The sequence below is a fragment of the Clostridioides sp. ES-S-0001-03 genome, from assembly GCF_020676075.1.
Taxonomy (GTDB): Bacteria; Bacillota; Clostridia; order Peptostreptococcales; family Peptostreptococcaceae; genus Clostridioides.
The window spans coordinates 44,945-62,097 of sequence record NZ_JACVWJ010000012.1 but is presented as its reverse complement, the minus strand read 5'-3'; the positions used below and the strand labels follow the sequence as shown (position 1 = coordinate 62,097).

14 protein-coding genes and 1 other annotated feature are annotated in these 17,153 nt (G+C 32.9%); all 14 genes read right to left on the bottom strand.

The genetic code is table 11. The features are described from left to right. Window positions 1-11: 11 nt before the first annotated feature. The 14 genes from fusA to tuf all read right to left on the bottom strand — a co-directional run bounded on the left by fusA (window position 12) and on the right by tuf (window position 17,116). Window positions 12-2,078, bottom strand: coding sequence for an elongation factor G (gene fusA / locus IC174_RS18435; protein WP_227483636.1), 2,067 nt, complete (start codon window positions 2,076-2,078; stop codon window positions 12-14). 48 nt (window positions 2,079-2,126) lie between these two features. Next, a complete protein-coding gene (gene rpsG / locus IC174_RS18430; protein WP_227437037.1) occupies window positions 2,127-2,597 on the bottom strand; it encodes a 30S ribosomal protein S7 in 471 nt (156 codons plus the stop codon). Window positions 2,598-2,720: 123 nt separating this feature from the next. After that, entirely contained in the window at window positions 2,721-3,143 is a 423-nt protein-coding gene (gene rpsL / locus IC174_RS18425) for a 30S ribosomal protein S12 (protein ID WP_227437039.1), read from the bottom strand. Between the two features lie 287 nt (window positions 3,144-3,430). After that, on the bottom strand, window positions 3,431-6,916 hold the full coding sequence (gene rpoC, locus IC174_RS18420) for a DNA-directed RNA polymerase subunit beta' (RefSeq protein WP_227437041.1): 3,486 nt from the start codon (window positions 6,914-6,916) through the stop codon (window positions 3,431-3,433). 41 nt (window positions 6,917-6,957) lie between these two features. Next, window positions 6,958-10,674 carry a DNA-directed RNA polymerase subunit beta gene (locus IC174_RS18415; protein WP_227483635.1) on the bottom strand — a complete coding sequence of 1,239 codons (3,717 nt, stop codon included), beginning with the start codon at window positions 10,672-10,674 and terminating at the stop codon, window positions 6,958-6,960. Between the two features lie 462 nt (window positions 10,675-11,136). Next, window positions 11,137-11,925 carry an SDR family NAD(P)-dependent oxidoreductase gene (locus IC174_RS18410; protein WP_227437045.1) on the bottom strand — a complete coding sequence of 263 codons (789 nt, stop codon included), beginning with the start codon at window positions 11,923-11,925 and terminating at the stop codon, window positions 11,137-11,139. A gap of 405 nt (window positions 11,926-12,330) precedes the next feature. Next, complete coding sequence (rplL, locus tag IC174_RS18405) at window positions 12,331-12,696, bottom strand: 50S ribosomal protein L7/L12 (RefSeq protein WP_021382505.1); 366 nt, start codon at window positions 12,694-12,696, stop codon at window positions 12,331-12,333. A gap of 58 nt (window positions 12,697-12,754) precedes the next feature. Then, complete coding sequence (gene rplJ / locus IC174_RS18400; RefSeq protein ID WP_227483634.1) at window positions 12,755-13,261, bottom strand: 50S ribosomal protein L10; 507 nt, start codon at window positions 13,259-13,261, stop codon at window positions 12,755-12,757. Window positions 13,262-13,303: 42 nt separating this feature from the next. Beyond that, window positions 13,304-13,432 (bottom strand) — a sequence feature (ribosomal protein L10 leader region). Between the two features lie 51 nt (window positions 13,433-13,483). Next, the gene (rplA, locus tag IC174_RS18395) at window positions 13,484-14,182 is read right to left on the bottom strand and encodes a 50S ribosomal protein L1 (RefSeq protein ID WP_227437049.1); all 699 of its coding nucleotides are present in this window, start codon (window positions 14,180-14,182) and stop codon (window positions 13,484-13,486) included. Window positions 14,183-14,251: 69 nt separating this feature from the next. After that, window positions 14,252-14,677 carry a 50S ribosomal protein L11 gene (gene rplK / locus IC174_RS18390; RefSeq protein WP_227483633.1) on the bottom strand — a complete coding sequence of 142 codons (426 nt, stop codon included), beginning with the start codon at window positions 14,675-14,677 and terminating at the stop codon, window positions 14,252-14,254. 39 nt (window positions 14,678-14,716) lie between these two features. Continuing rightward, window positions 14,717-15,259: a transcription termination/antitermination protein NusG gene (gene nusG, locus IC174_RS18385; RefSeq protein ID WP_227437051.1), complete on the bottom strand. Its 543-nt coding sequence runs from the start codon at window positions 15,257-15,259 to the stop codon at window positions 14,717-14,719. A gap of 19 nt (window positions 15,260-15,278) precedes the next feature. Next, window positions 15,279-15,500 (bottom strand): preprotein translocase subunit SecE, encoded by a 222-nt coding sequence (gene secE, locus IC174_RS18380; RefSeq protein ID WP_227437053.1) that lies wholly within the window; start codon window positions 15,498-15,500, stop codon window positions 15,279-15,281. Between the two features lie 23 nt (window positions 15,501-15,523). Continuing rightward, on the bottom strand, window positions 15,524-15,673 hold the full coding sequence (gene rpmG, locus IC174_RS18375; RefSeq protein WP_003421192.1) for a 50S ribosomal protein L33: 150 nt from the start codon (window positions 15,671-15,673) through the stop codon (window positions 15,524-15,526). Window positions 15,674-15,922: 249 nt separating this feature from the next. Then, on the bottom strand, window positions 15,923-17,116 hold the full coding sequence (gene tuf, locus IC174_RS18370) for an elongation factor Tu (RefSeq protein ID WP_227483632.1): 1,194 nt from the start codon (window positions 17,114-17,116) through the stop codon (window positions 15,923-15,925). Window positions 17,117-17,153: the final 37 nt, after the last annotated feature.

The following is a 17,153-nucleotide window of genomic DNA, read 5'->3' as shown; positions in this document are numbered from 1 at the left end:
TAATTTTTAAATTATTTTCCTTCAGCTATCTTTTTAGCAACTGAAGCTGGAACTTGTTCATAGTGATCGAATATCATTGTATAAGTTGCACGACCTTGAGTTGAAGATCTTAGGTCTGTAGAGTATCCAAACATTTCTGAAAGTGGAACAAATGCATTTATAACTTGTGCACCACTTCTTGCTTCCATTCCTTGGATTAATCCTCTTCTTGAGTTTAAGTCACCCATAACATCTCCCATGTAATCTTCTGGAGTAACAACTTCTACTTTAAAGTAAGGCTCTAAAAGAACTGCATTACCTTTCTTCATAGCATCTTTGAATGCCATTGAACCAGCCATCTTGAACGCCATTTCAGAAGAGTCAACTTCATGGTAAGAACCATCATATAACTCAACAGCAACGTCTACAACTGGATATCCAGCAACTATACCAGATTGCATAGCTCCTTGTATACCCATGTCAACTGGACCAACATATTCTTTTGGTACAGATCCACCAACAGTTTTGTTTGTGAATTTGTATCCTTCACCTGGCTCTTGAGGAGCAACTCTAATCTTAACGTGACCATATTGTCCTCTACCACCTGATTGCTTAGAGTACTTGTATTCAACATCAACTGGTTGAGTTATAGTTTCTCTATATGCAACTTGTGGAGCACCAACTTTAGCTTCTACTTTAAATTCTCTTAATAATCTATCTACTATTATCTCTAAGTGTAATTCACCCATACCAGATATTATAGTTTGTCCTGTTTCTTGGTCAGTTTTAACTGTGAAAGTTGGGTCTTCTTCAGCTAATTTTTGAAGAGCTATACCCATTTTTTCTTGAGCTGCTTTAGAACTTGGTTCTATAGCAACAGATATAACTGGCTCAGGGAATTCCATAGATTCAAGTATTATTGGATTAGCAGGATCACATAATGTGTCTCCAGTAGTAGTATCTTTTAATCCTACTGCTGCTGCTATATCTCCAGCATAAACTTTAGTTATTTCTTCTCTTGTATTGGCATGCATTTGTAGTATACGACCAATTCTTTCTCTCTTATTCTTAGTTGCATTTAAAACATAAGAACCAGATTCTAATGTTCCAGAGTAAACTCTGAAGAACGCTAGTTTTCCAACAAATGGGTCAGTCATTATTTTGAATGCTAATGCAGAGAATGGCTCTTCATCAGAAGAATGTCTTTCAGCTTCCTCTCCATCTTCCAATATACCTTTTATAGCTGATATATCAGTTGGTGCTGGTAAGTAATCTAAAACTGCATCTATTACTAACTGAACACCTTTGTTTCTATAAGCTGTACCACAGAAAACTGGGTTCATTTCACAAGCTATAGTAGCTTTTCTTATAGCAACTTTTAATTCATCTATAGTAGGTTCTTCACCTTCAAGATACTTCATCATTAACTCTTCATCAGTTTCAGCTACTGCTTCAACTAATTTTTCTCTCCACTCTGTAGCTAATTCTTTCATATCTTCTGGTATGTCTGTTTCTTCCATTTCAACACCTAAGTCGTCTTTGTATATAACAGCATCCATTTTTAATAAGTCTATTATACCTATAAATGAATCTTCTTTACCTATTGGTAATTGCATAGGAACTGCATTAGAATTTAATCTAGATTTCATCATGCTTACAACATTGTAGAAATCTGCACCTAATATATCCATTTTATTTACAAAAGCTATTCTAGGTACTCCATAAGTTTCAGCTTGTCTCCATACATTCTCAGATTGAGGTTCAACTCCACCTTTTGCACAGAATACAGCAACTGAACCGTCAAGAACTCTTAGAGATCTTTCAACTTCAACTGTGAAGTCCACGTGTCCAGGAGTATCTATTATATTTATTCTATGGTCTTTCCATGAAGCAGTAGTAGCGGCAGAAGTTATTGTTATACCTCTTTCCTTTTCTTGCTCCATCCAGTCCATTTGAGAAGCCCCTTCATGAGTTTCTCCTATCTTATGAGTTTGCCCAGTATAAAACAGGATTCTTTCTGTAGTAGTAGTTTTCCCTGCATCTATATGAGCCATGATTCCTATATTCCTAGTTCTTTCCAAAGGAAACTTTCTAGCCATGGTTATCCTCCTTATGATATCCTCAATTTTATAAGATATCTATATATCCTACCATCTATAATGAGCAAATGCTTTATTAGCTTCTGCCATTTTATGAGTATCTTCTTTTTTCTTAACTGAAGCTCCTGTGTTGTTAGCTGCGTCCATTATTTCTTTAGCTAATTTATCAACCATTCCTTTTTCTCCACGAGCTCTAGTATATTTTACTAACCATCTTAAACCTAATGTTTGTCTTCTTTCAGGTCTAACTTCGATTGGTACTTGGTAGTTTGCCCCACCAACTCTTCTTGCTTTTACTTCTAAAACAGGCATTATATTATCCATTGCCTTATTAAATACTTCTAAAGCATCTTCTCCTGTTTTTTCAGCAATAACTGTGAAAGCATCATAAACTATTGTTTGAGACTTTCCTTTTTTTCCGTCTACCATTAAATTATTTATTAATTTAGTAACTACCTTACTCCCATACATAGGATCTGGTAAAACTTCTCTCTTTGGAACATTACCTTTTCTTGGCATTTCGCTTCCCTCCTTAATTATTTAACTTAAATCATAGGTACTCGACATAAATTATTTAATGCCGTGATGCCATAAATATCTATATATTTAAAGCACCGAACTATAATCAATCATTAATTGTTTTTATTTTTTAGCGTCCTTAGGTTTCTTAGCACCATACTTAGATCTTGATTGTCTTCTCTTATCAACACCTGCTGTATCTAAAGTACCTCTTAGTATATGGTATCTAACCCCTGGAAGGTCTTTTACTCTTCCGCCTCTTATAAGAACAACACTATGCTCTTGTAAGTTATGTCCTTCTCCTGGTATATAAGCAGAAACTTCTATACCATTAGTTAATCTAACTCTGGCAACTTTTCTTAAAGCTGAGTTAGGTTTCTTAGGAGTAACTGTTTTTACTGAAGTACAAACCCCTCTTTTTTGTGGAGCACTAGCGTCAGTTACTTTCTTGTTTAAAGAGTTGTAACCTTTTTGTAATGCTGGAGCAGTAGATTTCTTTTCAACTGCTTTTCTACTTTTACGAACTAATTGGTTAATTGTTGGCATCATCTGCACCTCCTTCCAAATTTTCGATCTTATCAGTGACCGCCAACTACATCAATATGAATACTCATACTGACTGATTGTAACATTTGTTACTTACAATTTAATGTCTATAACACATGAATATGTGATATTAGCATTTTTCTAGCTTGATGCTTTTAGTTCTTGTTTATTGCCATTTAAAAGTCACTAAGAGCTCATATAAGCCCTTAGTGTACTTTTAAACAACACACTTTACTATTTTAACACCACAAATAATGGTTGTCAAGATTTCTTTACTCTATCTGCCATTAATCTTCAATTTTTTCAACAGCTATATTTCTATATTTCTTCATTCCTGTTCCTGCTGGTATTAGCTTACCTAATATAACATTCTCTTTAAGCCCTATTAGGTGGTCTTCTTTACCTTTTATTGCAGCTTCTGTTAATACTCTTGTTGTTTCCTGGAATGAAGCTGCTGATAAGAATGAATCAGTTGCAAGAGATGCTTTAGTTATACCAAGTAATACTCTTTTAGCAACTGCTGGTCTTAAGTCTTTAGCTATAGCTTCTTCGTTACATCTATTAAATGTTAATACATCTTCATATCCACCTGGTAATAAATCTGTATCTCCTGGGTCTTCAACTTTAACTTTAGATAGCATTTGTCTTACTATAACTTCTATATGCTTATCGTTAACATCAACCCCTTGAAGTCTATAAACCCTTTGAACTTCTTTAACTATATATTCTTGAACACCTTTAACACCTTTTACTCTTACTATATCATGAGGATTTATAAATCCTTGTGTTAAAGGATCTCCAGCTTCTAATATCTGTCCTTGCTTAACTTTTAATCTAGAACCATATGGTATCACATATGTTTGAGTTTCGCCTTCTTCTGGTATTACATTTACTTCTTTTCTCTTTCCAGTTTCATCTATTTCAACTCTACCAGATACTTCAGTTATTACAGCTAAACCTTTTGGTTTTCTAGCTTCGAATAATTCTTCAACCCTTGGAAGACCTTGAGTTATATCGGCTCCTGCAACCCCTCCAGTATGGAATGTACGCATTGTAAGCTGAGTACCCGGCTCACCTATAGATTGAGCTGCTATTATACCAACTGCTTCACCTATATTAACTTCTTTTCCTGTAGCTAAGTTTCTACCATAGCACTTAGAACAAACTCCATGATTAGTTTTACAGTTAAGAACTGTTCTTATCCTAATTTTTTCAATTCCTAAATCTACTATAGTTTCTGCTTCATCTTCTTGTATCATAGCATCAGCTTCAACTATAACTTCACCAGTTTCAGGATTTAATATAGGGTCTATAGTATATCTTCCTACAATTCTATCATATATTTCTTCTATAACTTCATTTCCTTCTTTTATAGCATAAATTTCTGTAGTATCTTCTGTTCCGCAATCTACTTCTCTTACAATAACATCCTGACTTACATCAACAAGTCTTCTTGTTAAGTATCCAGATTCAGCCGTACGTATAGCTGTATCGGCAAGACCTTTTCTGGCACCATGTGAAGATGTAAAGTATTCAAGTACTGATAAACCTTCACGGAAATTAGATTTAACTGGTATCTCAACTGTTTTACCAGATGCATTGGCCATAAGACCACGCATACCTGCTAGCTGTCTAATTTGGTTTTTAGAACCTCTGGCTCCTGAATGTGCCATTATATATATATTGTTTAATCTATCTAGTCCACCCATAAGAGCATCAGTAACCTTATCAGTTGTTTCTGTCCATGTCTCTATAACTTTTTCATATCTTTCTTCATTAGATATTAAACCTCTTCTGTATGCTTTTTCATATTTATCAACTTTTTCTTCTGCCTCAGCTATAAATACTTTCTTTTCTTCTGGAACACTCATATCAGCAACAGCAACTGTTATACCACCTAATGTAGAATATTTAAATCCTAGAGATTTTATATAATCTAGTAATTCCGCTGTTTCTGTATTTCCATGTTTTCTAAAGCACTTATCTATTATTTTACCCAGAGATTTTTTATCTGCTAAGAAGTCAACTTCTAGAGCAAATGGGTTTTCATTTCTATCTACAAATCCTAAATCTTGAGGTATGCTTTCATTAAATATAAATCTACCAACTGTACTTTCAACTAATGAACTTCTTCCATCTTCAAGAGTCACCTTTAGTTTTACTAACGCATGTAGATGAACTGATTTATTGTAATAAGCAAGTAATAGCTCATTAAAGTCTTTAAATACCATTCCTGTTCCTTTAGCATCATCTTGTGCTTCTATTGTTAGATAATAACAACCTAAAACCATATCCTGAGATGGAGTAGTTATAGGAGAACCATCTTTAGGAGCAAGAATGTTGTTTACAGAAAGCATTAAGAATCTTGCTTCTGCTTGTGCTTCTACTGATAAAGGTACATGGACTGCCATTTGGTCACCATCGAAGTCTGCATTGTAAGCTGTACACACAAGTGGATGTAGCTTTATAGCTTTACCTTCAACCAAGATTGGTTCAAATGCTTGTATACCTAATCTATGCAGAGTCGGCGCACGGTTAAGAAGAACTGGATGGCTTTTTATAACATCTTCTAAAACATCCCAAACTTCTGGCTTAACTTTTTCTACTATAGATTTTGCACTTTTTATATTATGTGCATATCCTTCTTTAACTAGTTTATCCATAACAAATGGCTTAAATAGTTCTAGTGCCATTTTCTTTGGAAGACCACATTGATAGAATTTAAGTTCTGGTCCAACAACTATAACAGAACGTCCTGAGTAGTCAACACGCTTACCAAGTAAGTTTTGACGGAAACGACCTTGTTTACCCTTTAACATATCTGATAAAGACTTAAGTGGTCTATTTCCAGGCCCTGTTACAGGTCTACCTCTTCTACCATTATCTATTAATGCATCAACTGCTTCTTGAAGCATTCTCTTTTCATTTCTTACAATTATATCTGGAGCTCCAAGCTCTAATAATCTCTTAAGTCTATTATTTCTGTTTATAACTCTTCTATATAAATCATTTAAGTCTGAAGTTGCAAATCTTCCACCATCAAGTTGTACCATTGGTCTTAAATCTGGTGGTATTACTGGTATCGCATCTAAAATCATCCATTCTGGTTTATTCCCAGATTTTTTAAATGCTTCTACAACTTCTAATCTTCTTATTGTTCTAACTTTCTTTTGTCCTGTACTGTCTTTTAATTCCGCTCTTAGGTCTTTGCTTTGTTGCTCTAAGTCTATGTTTTGTAACAATATCTTTACAGCTTCAGCACCCATACCTACAGTAAAAGTATATCCATATTTTTCAAGAGCAGTTCTATACTCTTTTTCTGTCAATAACTGCTTCTCATTCAATCCAGTTTCTCCTGGATCAACTACTACATATGAAGCAAAGTATAGTATTTTTTCCAATGATCTTGGTGACATATCAAGTAAAAGTCCCATTCTACTTGGTATACCTTTAAAGTACCAGATGTGAGACATAGGAGCTGCTAGCTCTATATGTCCCATTCTTTCTCTTCTTACTTTCGATTTAGTTACTTCTACTCCACATCTATCACAAACTACACCTTTGTATCTAACTCTTCTATATTTACCACAATGGCACTCCCAGTCTTTTTGTGGTCCAAATATTCTTTCACAGAAAAGACCATCTTTTTCTGGTTTTAAAGTACGGTAATTTATAGTTTCTGGCTTTTTAACTTCTCCTCTAGACCATTGTCTTATTTTTTCTGGAGAAGCCAATGCTATTTTTATCGACTCGAAATTGTTTAATTCAAACAAGGAGTTCTCTCCCTTCTATTTGAGATTTACATTAATTAAATTTACACATCAAAGTCATCACCAACAAAGTCTATTTCTTCTTCAAATAAATCTTCTTCAGCAAATTCTTCTAAATTCTCTATATCCTCATCTTCTACGGTTTCCGTAAAATCATCTTCAATTTCTTCTATTATATTACTTTCTTCAACTTCTCCCATGTTATTTACAACATCTAGTTCAAATTCACCTATTGTGTCATCTTCATCTACAGATTCTCTTACTTCTATTTCTTGATCTTCATCTGTTAATACTTTTACATCTAAGCATAAACTTTGAAGTTCTTTTATAAGAACCTTAAATGATTCTGGGATTCCTGGCTCAGGTATGTTTTCACCTTTAACTATGGCTTCGTAAGTTCTAACACGACCTACAACATCATCAGACTTGACAGTAAGTATTTCTTGAAGTATATGAGCAGCTCCATATGCTTCCAGAGCCCAAACCTCCATCTCTCCAAATCTTTGTCCACCAAATTGTGCTTTACCACCTAGTGGCTGTTGAGTAACTAATGAGTATGGTCCAGTACTTCTTGCATGTAGTTTTTCATCAACTAAATGATGTAGTTTTAAGTAGTACATATATCCAACAGTTATTCTATTATCAAAAGTTTCACCTGTTCTACCATCATATAAAGTTAATTTACCATCTCTAGAATATCCAGCTTCTTCAAGAGCATCCATTATATCATACTCATTGGCACCATCAAATACTGATGTTGCAACATACCATCCTAAAGTCTTAGCAGCAAGTCCTAAATGAACCTCTAAAACCTGACCGATGTTCATACGTGATGGTATACCTTGTGGGTTAAGTATTATATCTAGTGGAGTTCCATTTTCCATGAATGGCATATCTTCTTCTGGTAATATTCTAGAGATAACCCCTTTATTACCATGACGACCAGCCATTTTATCTCCAACTTTTATTTTTCTCTTTTTAGCTATATAACATCTTACTAATTCATTTACTCCTGGAGATAAATCATCTCCATTTTCTCTAGTAAATACTTTTACATCAACTATTATACCAGATTCACCATGAGGTACTTTAAGTGAAGTGTCTCTAACTTCTCTAGCCTTTTCACCAAATATTGCACGAAGTAATCTTTCCTCAGCAGTAAGTTCAGTTTCTCCTTTTGGAGTTACTTTACCAACTAGTATATCTCCTGAATCTACTTCTGCACCTATTCTTATTATACCTCTGTCATCTAAGTTCTTAATTGCACTATCTCCAACATTAGGTATATCTCTAGTTATTTCCTCTGGCCCTAGTTTTGTATCTCTAGCTTCACATTCATATTCTTCTATATGAATTGTTGATAATCTATCTTCTTTAACTAATCTTTCATTTATTAATATGGCATCTTCGTAGTTATAACCTTCCCAAGTCATGAATGCTATAAGACAGTTTCTTCCAAGTGCTACTTCTCCTAAATCAGTTGCTGGACCGTCTGCTATAACATCTCCTTGCACTATTTGCTCACCTTTAGTTATTATAGGTGTTTGATTTATACAAGTACCTGAGTTTGAACGTTTAAACTTAAGTAGATTATATCTATCTCTGTTTCCATCTTCTCTTTTTATAATTATCTCATCCGCTGTTACTCTTTCTGCTATACCAGAATTTCTAGCAACAACAACTGCTCCAGAGTCTTTTGCAGCTCTATATTCTATACCAGTTCCTATAATTGGTGCTTCTCTTCTAACTAGAGGCACTGCCTGACGTTGCATGTTCGCTCCCATAAGGGCACGGTTGGCGTCATCATTTTCTAAGAAAGGTATCATAGCAGTGGCAACAGATACAACCTGCTTAGGAGATATATCCATATAGTCTACTCTGCTTTCAGGAACCATTTCAACAGCACCATTTACAGTTCTACAAACAACTCTATGGTTTACGAATTTACCATCGTCTGTTAATGGCTCATTTGCCTGAGCTCTTACGAATAAATCTTCTTCATCAGCAGTTAAATAATGTATCTCATCAGTAACTGTTGATGTTACTTTATCAAATTTTCTATATGGTGATTCTATAAATCCAAACTCATTTATTTTTGCATAAGTTCCAAGAGAGTTTATAAGACCGATATTTGGCCCTTCTGGAGTCTCTATCGGACACATTCTACCGTAGTGTGAATGGTGAACGTCACGCACTTCGAATCCAGCTCTTTCTCTTGAAAGACCTCCAGGTCCAAGAGCTGATAGTCTTCTTTTATGTGTTAACTCAGATAAAGGATTTGTTTGGTCCATGAACTGAGATAACTGAGAACTACCGAAGAATTCTTTTATTGCAGCTGAAACTGGTCTTATGTTAACTAACGCTTGAGGCGTTATAGCTTCCATATCTTGAACTGTCATTCTTTCTTTTATGACTCTTTCCATTCTTGAAAGACCAATTCTAACTTGGTTTTGTAATAATTCTCCTACAGATCTTATTCTTCTATTTCCTAAATGGTCTATATCATCAATATTTCCTATATTATAGAAGATATTGAATTCATAACTTATTGAAGCTATTATATCGTCTAATAATATATGTTTTGGTATAAGTTCTTTAATTCTTGATTTTATAGCTTCTTTTATTTCTTCTTCGTCACTATATCCATCTAAAATTTCTTTTAATGTTGGATAATGCACTTTTTCTTTTATGTTTAAATCATCTATGTCAAAATCAATATGAGACTTAATGTCTACAAAATTATTTCCTATAACTCTAACTTTCTTATCATCATCCATTAATAGATTTACTACATTTATACCTGCATTTTGTATATCTTTAGCTAACTCATAGCTTATTTTTTCTCCAGCTTTTACAAATACTTCTCCTGTTTCAGGATTTATTATGTCTTCTGCTGAAATTCTATTCATAATTCTATAGCATAAAGCAAGTTTTTTGTTAAATTTGTATCTACCAACTTTTGCTAAATCATATCTCTTTGGATCAAAGAATAAAGCATTTAGTAAAGATGATGCACTTTCTACAGTAGGTGGTTCACCTGGTCTTAATTTTTTATATATCTCAACAAGACCTTCCTCTACTGTTTTAGTATTATCTTTTTCTAATGTAGCAGATAATCTTTCGTCTTCTCCTAAAAGGTCAATTATTTCTGCATCTGTCCCTATTCCTAAAGCTCTAAGTAAAACTGTAACTGGTTGTTTTCTTGTTCTATCAACTCTTACAGATATTACATCGTTAGAATCTGTTTCATATTCTAACCATGCTCCTCTATTAGGAATTACAGTAGATGAAATTAATCTCTTACCTGTTTTATCTCTCTCTTCCGCATAGTAAACACCAGGAGATCTAACTAATTGACTTACGATAACTCTTTCTGCCCCATTTATAACGAAAGTTCCTCTTTCTGTCATTAAAGGGAAGTCACCCATAAATACTTCTTGTTCTTTTATTTCGCCTGTTTCTTTATTTATAAGTCTTACCTTAACTTTTAGAGGTGCACAATATGTAGCATCTCTCTCTTTACACTCTTCTATATCGTACTTTGGTTTATCGTCTAAAGAGTAGTCAACAAATTCCAATATAAGATTACCAGTATAATCTTCTATTGGTGAAATATCATCAAACACTTCTTTTAAACCTTCTTTTAAAAACCACTCATAGGAATCTACTTGAATTTCTATAAGATTTGGCACATCAGCTATTTCCTTAATTTTAGAAAAGCTCATTCTAGTTCTTTTACCTATCGTGACAGGATGTGGCATTCACTTTTCACCTCTCAATAATTAAAAATAAAACAATAGTTCATTCTAACGCATCTAATAATTTTAGCATAATGTCAAGTATTTTTCAATATATTTTTTATCTTATATGTAAACTATGCATTATTTTTGATTTTTTGTAAATTATTTTAAGCATATATTATGTATTATGTACAATTCTCCAATATAAAATCCAATTTTTTCATTTATCGGTTTAATTTTCTAGAAAAAGTTACATTCTAATACCATACCCATATTTAATTATAATTTCATAAATAAGTACTAGTAAATAATTATATTTATACAAAAGCTGTTAAATATACAAAATAAAGACCATAAATGAATTTAATCTGGAGTTTTAAATCTTAAACTATTTCCATCATAAATTATATCTACAGTCTTTATAAAAATAGAATTTCTACTATAATTAAGTTTTTTATTTTTACTATTATATTAGTAATATAATTATCCTAATATATTATCTGCAAACTGTGGCGTAGGTAAACCAAATCCTCCAGCTACTTCAAGTAAGTCTCCTGTTATAAAGGATGAATCATCACTAGCATAGAATAAAACAGCTTTTGCTATGTCTTCTGGTTTCCCTATACGATTTAAAGGAACATGCTTTAGGAACTCCTTTATGAATTCTGGAGACATATTATCTAAAGCAGCTTTGGTTGCAATAAGGCCTGGAAGTACAGCATTACATCTAACATTGTCTTTTGCATATTGTGTTGCTATATTTTGAGTTAATGAGTTGATTGCTGATTTTGATACACAATAAGCTATTCTAGATAGGTCAGGCAATACTGAACCTATACTAGATATATTTATTATACTTCCCTTGCCATTCTTTATCATATGAGGAATAGCAGCTTTACATGGTAAATATACACTTTTTAAATTAGTATTTACTGTATCAAAGAAATTATCTGTATCTCCAGTTAAAAGGTCTTTATCAAGTGAGGGATTTGTCGAACCAAAATTATTTACAAGTATATCTATCTTACCTTCTTTTTTAACTACATCTTCTATCATTGAAGTAAACGTTTCTTCTTCACGAGCATTAAAATAAACAAACTTAGCACACCCGCCTTCTGCACTTATTCTGTCTATAACTTCATTAGCCAATTCTTCTGAACGAGCTGCTAAATATACAACTGCTCCATTTTGTGCCAATATTTCAGCTGATGCTAATCCAATACCTTTAGTTGCTGCAGTAACCACTGCAACTTTACCTTGTAATTTTTCCATTATTAACTCCTCCTTAAATGCATTTCTTGAAATCTACATATTTCGATTTTTAGAAGTATTTCACTCATTTTAAATTTGTATTTGTTAATTAATTATTTATTACATTTTATTTTTAAAGTATTTTTGTAAATTTTTAAAACAATATGTAGTTTTATATAATTTATCTTTTATTATATCACCTTATATATGCACATTACAATAATTGTTTATATTTTAATTTAACATCTGTATTTAACATAGTAAAAACATATTCTTTAATAGTATTAAATTAAAATCTCATTACAAACTATATGATACCCTTAATTTAATACTATTATATAAATTTTTTTTATTTTATAGAAATATTCTATTCACAATTTTTTATAAATAAAAAAAGATACCCAAATGGGTATCTTTTTAAAGAAACTACTTAACTTCTACTTTAGCTCCAGCAGCTTCTAATTTTTCTTTTATTTGATCAGCTTCTTCTTTAGAAGCTCCTTCTTTAACTGTCTTAGGAGCATTGTCAACTACTTCTTTAGCTTCTTTTAATCCTAATCCTGTTATTTCTCTAACTGCTTTTATAACTCCAACTTTTGAAGAACCAACCTCAGCTAATACTACATCAAACTCAGTTTTTTCTTCAGCAGCTGGTCCACCAGCAGCTGCACCAGCTACCATTACTGGAGCTGAAGCTGATACGCCGAATTTTTCTTCAGCAGCTTTAACTAATTCATTTAATTCTAAAACTTTCATATTTTCTATAGCTTCTAATATTTGTTCTATTGTCATTTTTAGCACCTCCGAATTTTCTTTTCAAATTAATATTTATAATTTTTTAGTTAAGCAATTAAGCTTCTTCTTGACCTTCTGCCTTTTTCGCTATTGCATCTATTAAGTATGCAAAGTTTGATATTGGAGCTTTTAAGCTACCAAGTAATTTAGCGATAAGAACTTCTCTTGATGGTATGTTAGCCATTTCAACAATCTTAGCTTCGTCATAGAATACACCTTCTATAACACCCATCTTTAATTTCATCTTTGGATGAGAATCCATGAATCCTTTTAATATTCTAGCTGGAGCAACTGGATCATCATATCCAAATGCTATAGCATTAGTACCAATTAATAATTCTTCATTGAATTGCTCTATACCAACTTCTTTAGCTGCTCTTCTAACTAAAGTATTTTTATATACTTTGTAATCTACACCAGCTTCTCTCATTTGTTTTCTTAACTCAGTTACTTCTTCAACTGTTAACCCTTTGTAATCAACAACAACGGCAGCAGAAGATTTTTGTAACTTTTCAACTATTTCAGAAACAACTTCTGATTTAATTTCTATAGCTTTTCTCATCTAGATGTGCACCTCCTTCACCAAATAGGCTTAGTATTTACCGCAACATTATAAAAAGCTTTTGTTGCCAAAAGTAGACATCAAAAGCTTTAGTAATCTCAATTTATCTAAAACCTCGGTGGGATATTAAGCTTTCGCACCCACTATCTACGGCAAATCTATTCTTTTTTACATTGACAAATGATATGATAACATTTTTGTCAACCTGTGTCAACAGTTTTATTATTCAGCTGTTCTTGCTGGGTTTATTTTAACTCCAGGTCCCATTGAAGAAGCTACAGTTATACTTCTTAAATATTGTCCTTTAGCAGCAGCTGGTTTAGCTTTTATTATAGCATCCATTAATGCAGCAAAGTTTTCAGATAATTTTTCTCCACCAAATGATACTTTTCCTACTGGAACGTGTATTATGTTAGTTTTGTCTAATCTGTATTCAACTTTACCAGCTTTTATTTCATCTATAGCTTTAGCTACATCAAATGTAACTGTTCCTGATTTAGGGTTTGGCATTAAACCTTTTGGTCCTAATACTCTACCTAATCTACCTACTACACCCATCATGTCTGGAGTAGCAACTACTATATCAAAATCAAACCAGTTTTCACCTTGTATTTTTTGAACTAATTCTTCAGCTCCTACAAAATCAGCACCAGCTTGTTCAGCTTCCTTAGCTTTTTCACCTTTAGCAAAAACTAAAACTCTTTTAGTTTTACCTGTTCCGTGAGGTAATACAACTGCACCTCTTACTTGTTGATCAGCATGTCTTGAGTCAACACCTAATTTAATGTGTGCTTCTACTGTTTCGTCAAATTTAGCTCCAGCTATATCTGAAACTAATGTTAATGCTTCTGATGCATCATAGAACTTAGTTCTATCTACTTTTTGTAATGCACCTGCATATCTTTTACCTTTTTTAGCCATTTTATTTTCCTCCTTGTGGTTAATCTCGGCTTTTCGCCTCCCACTTTATAAAAAAAGTGTATCTTTTAATTAGTCTTCTACTACAACACCCATGCTTCTAGCAGTACCAGCTATCATACTCATAGCAGCTTCTAATGATGCAGCATTTAAGTCAGGCATTTTTAATTCAGCTATTTCTCTTACTTGAGCTGAAGTTATTTTAGCAACTTTCTTTTTGTTTGGTTCTCCAGAACCTGATTTTAAGTTTAATGCTTTTTTAATTAAAACTGCAGCTGGTGGAGTTTTTGTTATAAAACTGAATGATCTATCTTGATATACAGTTATAACAACTGGTATTATCATTCCAGCTTGATCTGCAGTTTTAGCATTAAATTCTTTTGTGAATCCCATTATATTAACACCATGTTGTCCTAATGCTGGTCCAACTGGTGGCGCTGGAGTAGCCTTTCCTGCAGGTATTTGTAATTTTATTTGACCTATAACTTTTTTAGCCATTTTGAGCGCACCTCCTCAGATTTTTCTATAATAATAGTATTAGATTTTTTCTATACCTTCAAGCTCTATTACAAATAGAGTCCTTTTACCAAATGCATTTATGCATACTTTAACTTCTCTGTTTTCTAAGTCAATTTCTTCTATGTTTCCTACTTGTCCACTAAATGGTCCTTGAGATACCTTTACTGTATCTCCTATTTCAAAGTCAATATCACTATTTACTACTTTAGGTTCAGTTGTATCTATACCCATAGCTTTAACTTCTTCTTCACTTAATGGTACTGGTTTTGAACCAGGTCCAACGAAACCTGTAACTCCCTTAGTATTTCTTACTACATACCAAGATTCATCAGTTATTATCATTTTAACCAAAACATAACTTGGATAAACTTTACGTTGTCTAGTTTTTTCTTTTCCAGTTTTAGTAGTTTCCACTACTTCTTCTGTTGGAACAACTACTTGTCTTATGCAGTCTTCCATACTTCTTGTTTTAACTGCTTTTTCTATTGTAGCTTTAACTTTATTTTCATGTCCCGAATAAGTATGAACTACATACCAACTTGCTTCTTGTAATTCTGACATTTAACTTACCTCTTTTCGTCTATTTTAGTAATAACGCTAGTGCACCAGATAATATAGTGTCTATACCCCATACTAATATAGTGCATGAAATAACTACAGTTAAAACTATACCTGTGTTTTTAAACAATTCTTTTTTTGTCGGCCATGTAACTCTTTTCAATTCTTGTTTAGTTTCTTTTAAATAACCAAATAAACTGAATCTCTTTTTAGTTTTTGCACCGTCATTTGTTTGGGCAGCCATTCCATACTCACATCCTTATAAAACTATTTTGTTTCTTTATGAGTTGTATGCTTTTTACAGAATCTACAATATTTTTGTAATTCTATTCTGTCTGGATTATTTTTCTTATTCTTAGTAGTGTTGTAGTTTCTTTGCTTACACTCTGTACATGCTAAAGTTACTTTAACTCTCATCTGATACACCTCCAACTTTGTAATACAATAATATATATTGTTAATATATGTGAATATAATATCTTTAAAATATGTATTTATTAAAAATCTACAGTATTTAAGATATTATTAACTTCCTATAATCATTACCTTGTATAAGGTATCACAAAATCCTATGCTGTGTCAATGTTTTTGTATTTCTATGTTAAAAAAAGAGGAGCATAACCCCTCTTTTTATTATTCTTTAATCCATCAGTTTAATAATAAGAATTACTCTATTATTGTAGCAACAACGCCTGAAGCTACTGTTCTTCCACCTTCTCTTATTGAGAATCTTAATCCTTCTTCTACAACTATTGAATTTATTAAGTCTACTTCCATTGTTACGTTATCTCCAGGCATTACCATTTCTATTCCATCTGGTAACTTACAAGCTCCTGTTACGTCTGTTGTTCTGAAATAGAATTGTGGTCTATATCCATCAAAGAATGGTGTATGTCTTCCACCTTCTTCTTTTTTAAGTACATATACTTCTGCAGTAAATTTTGTGTGTGCCTTTACTGATCCAGTCTTTGCTAGTATTTGTCCTCTTTCTATTTCGTTTCTTTGTACTCCTCTTAATAATGCTCCTATATTATCCCCTGCTTGTGCTTGGTCTAATAATTTTCTGAACATTTCTACTCCTGTTACTACTACTTTTCTTGGTGCTTCTGTTAATCCTACTAATTCTACTTCGTCTTGTACTTTTAATACTCCTCTTTCCACTCTTCCTGTTGCAACTGTTCCTCTTCCTGTGATTGAGAATACGTCTTCTACTGGCATTAAGAATGGTTTGTCAGTATCTCTTTCTGGTGCTGGTATATATTCATCTATTTGCTCGAATAATTCTACTATTTTATTTCCCCAGTCGCTCTTTGGATCTTCTAATGCCATTAATGCTGATCCTCTTATTATTGGAGTATCATCTCCTGGGAAATCATATTCTGTTAATAAATCTCTTACTTCCATTTCTACTAGTTCTAATAACTCTTCGTCATCTACCATATCACATTTGTTTAAGAATACTACTATATATGGTACTCCAACTTGTCTTGATAATAGTATATGCTCTCTTGTTTGTGGCATTGGTCCATCTGTTGCTGAACAAACTAATATTGCTCCGTCCATTTGTGCTGCTCCTGTTATCATATTCTTAACGTAGTCAGCATGTCCTGGGCAGTCAACGTGTGCGTAGTGTCTGTTTGGAGTTTCATACTCAACGTGTGCTGTTGATATTGTGATTCCTCTTTCTCTTTCTTCTGGAGCTTTATCTATGTTTGCGAAATCTACTGCTTCTCCTAATTGGTATCTGTCATATAATGTTTTTGTTATCGCTGCTGTTAATGTAGTTTTACCGTGGTCAACGTGTCCTATTGTCCCTATATTAACATGAGGTTTTGTTCTTTCGTATTTAGCTTTAGCCATTTTGAATTTCCTCCCTTATCTTTCGATATAAATTAAT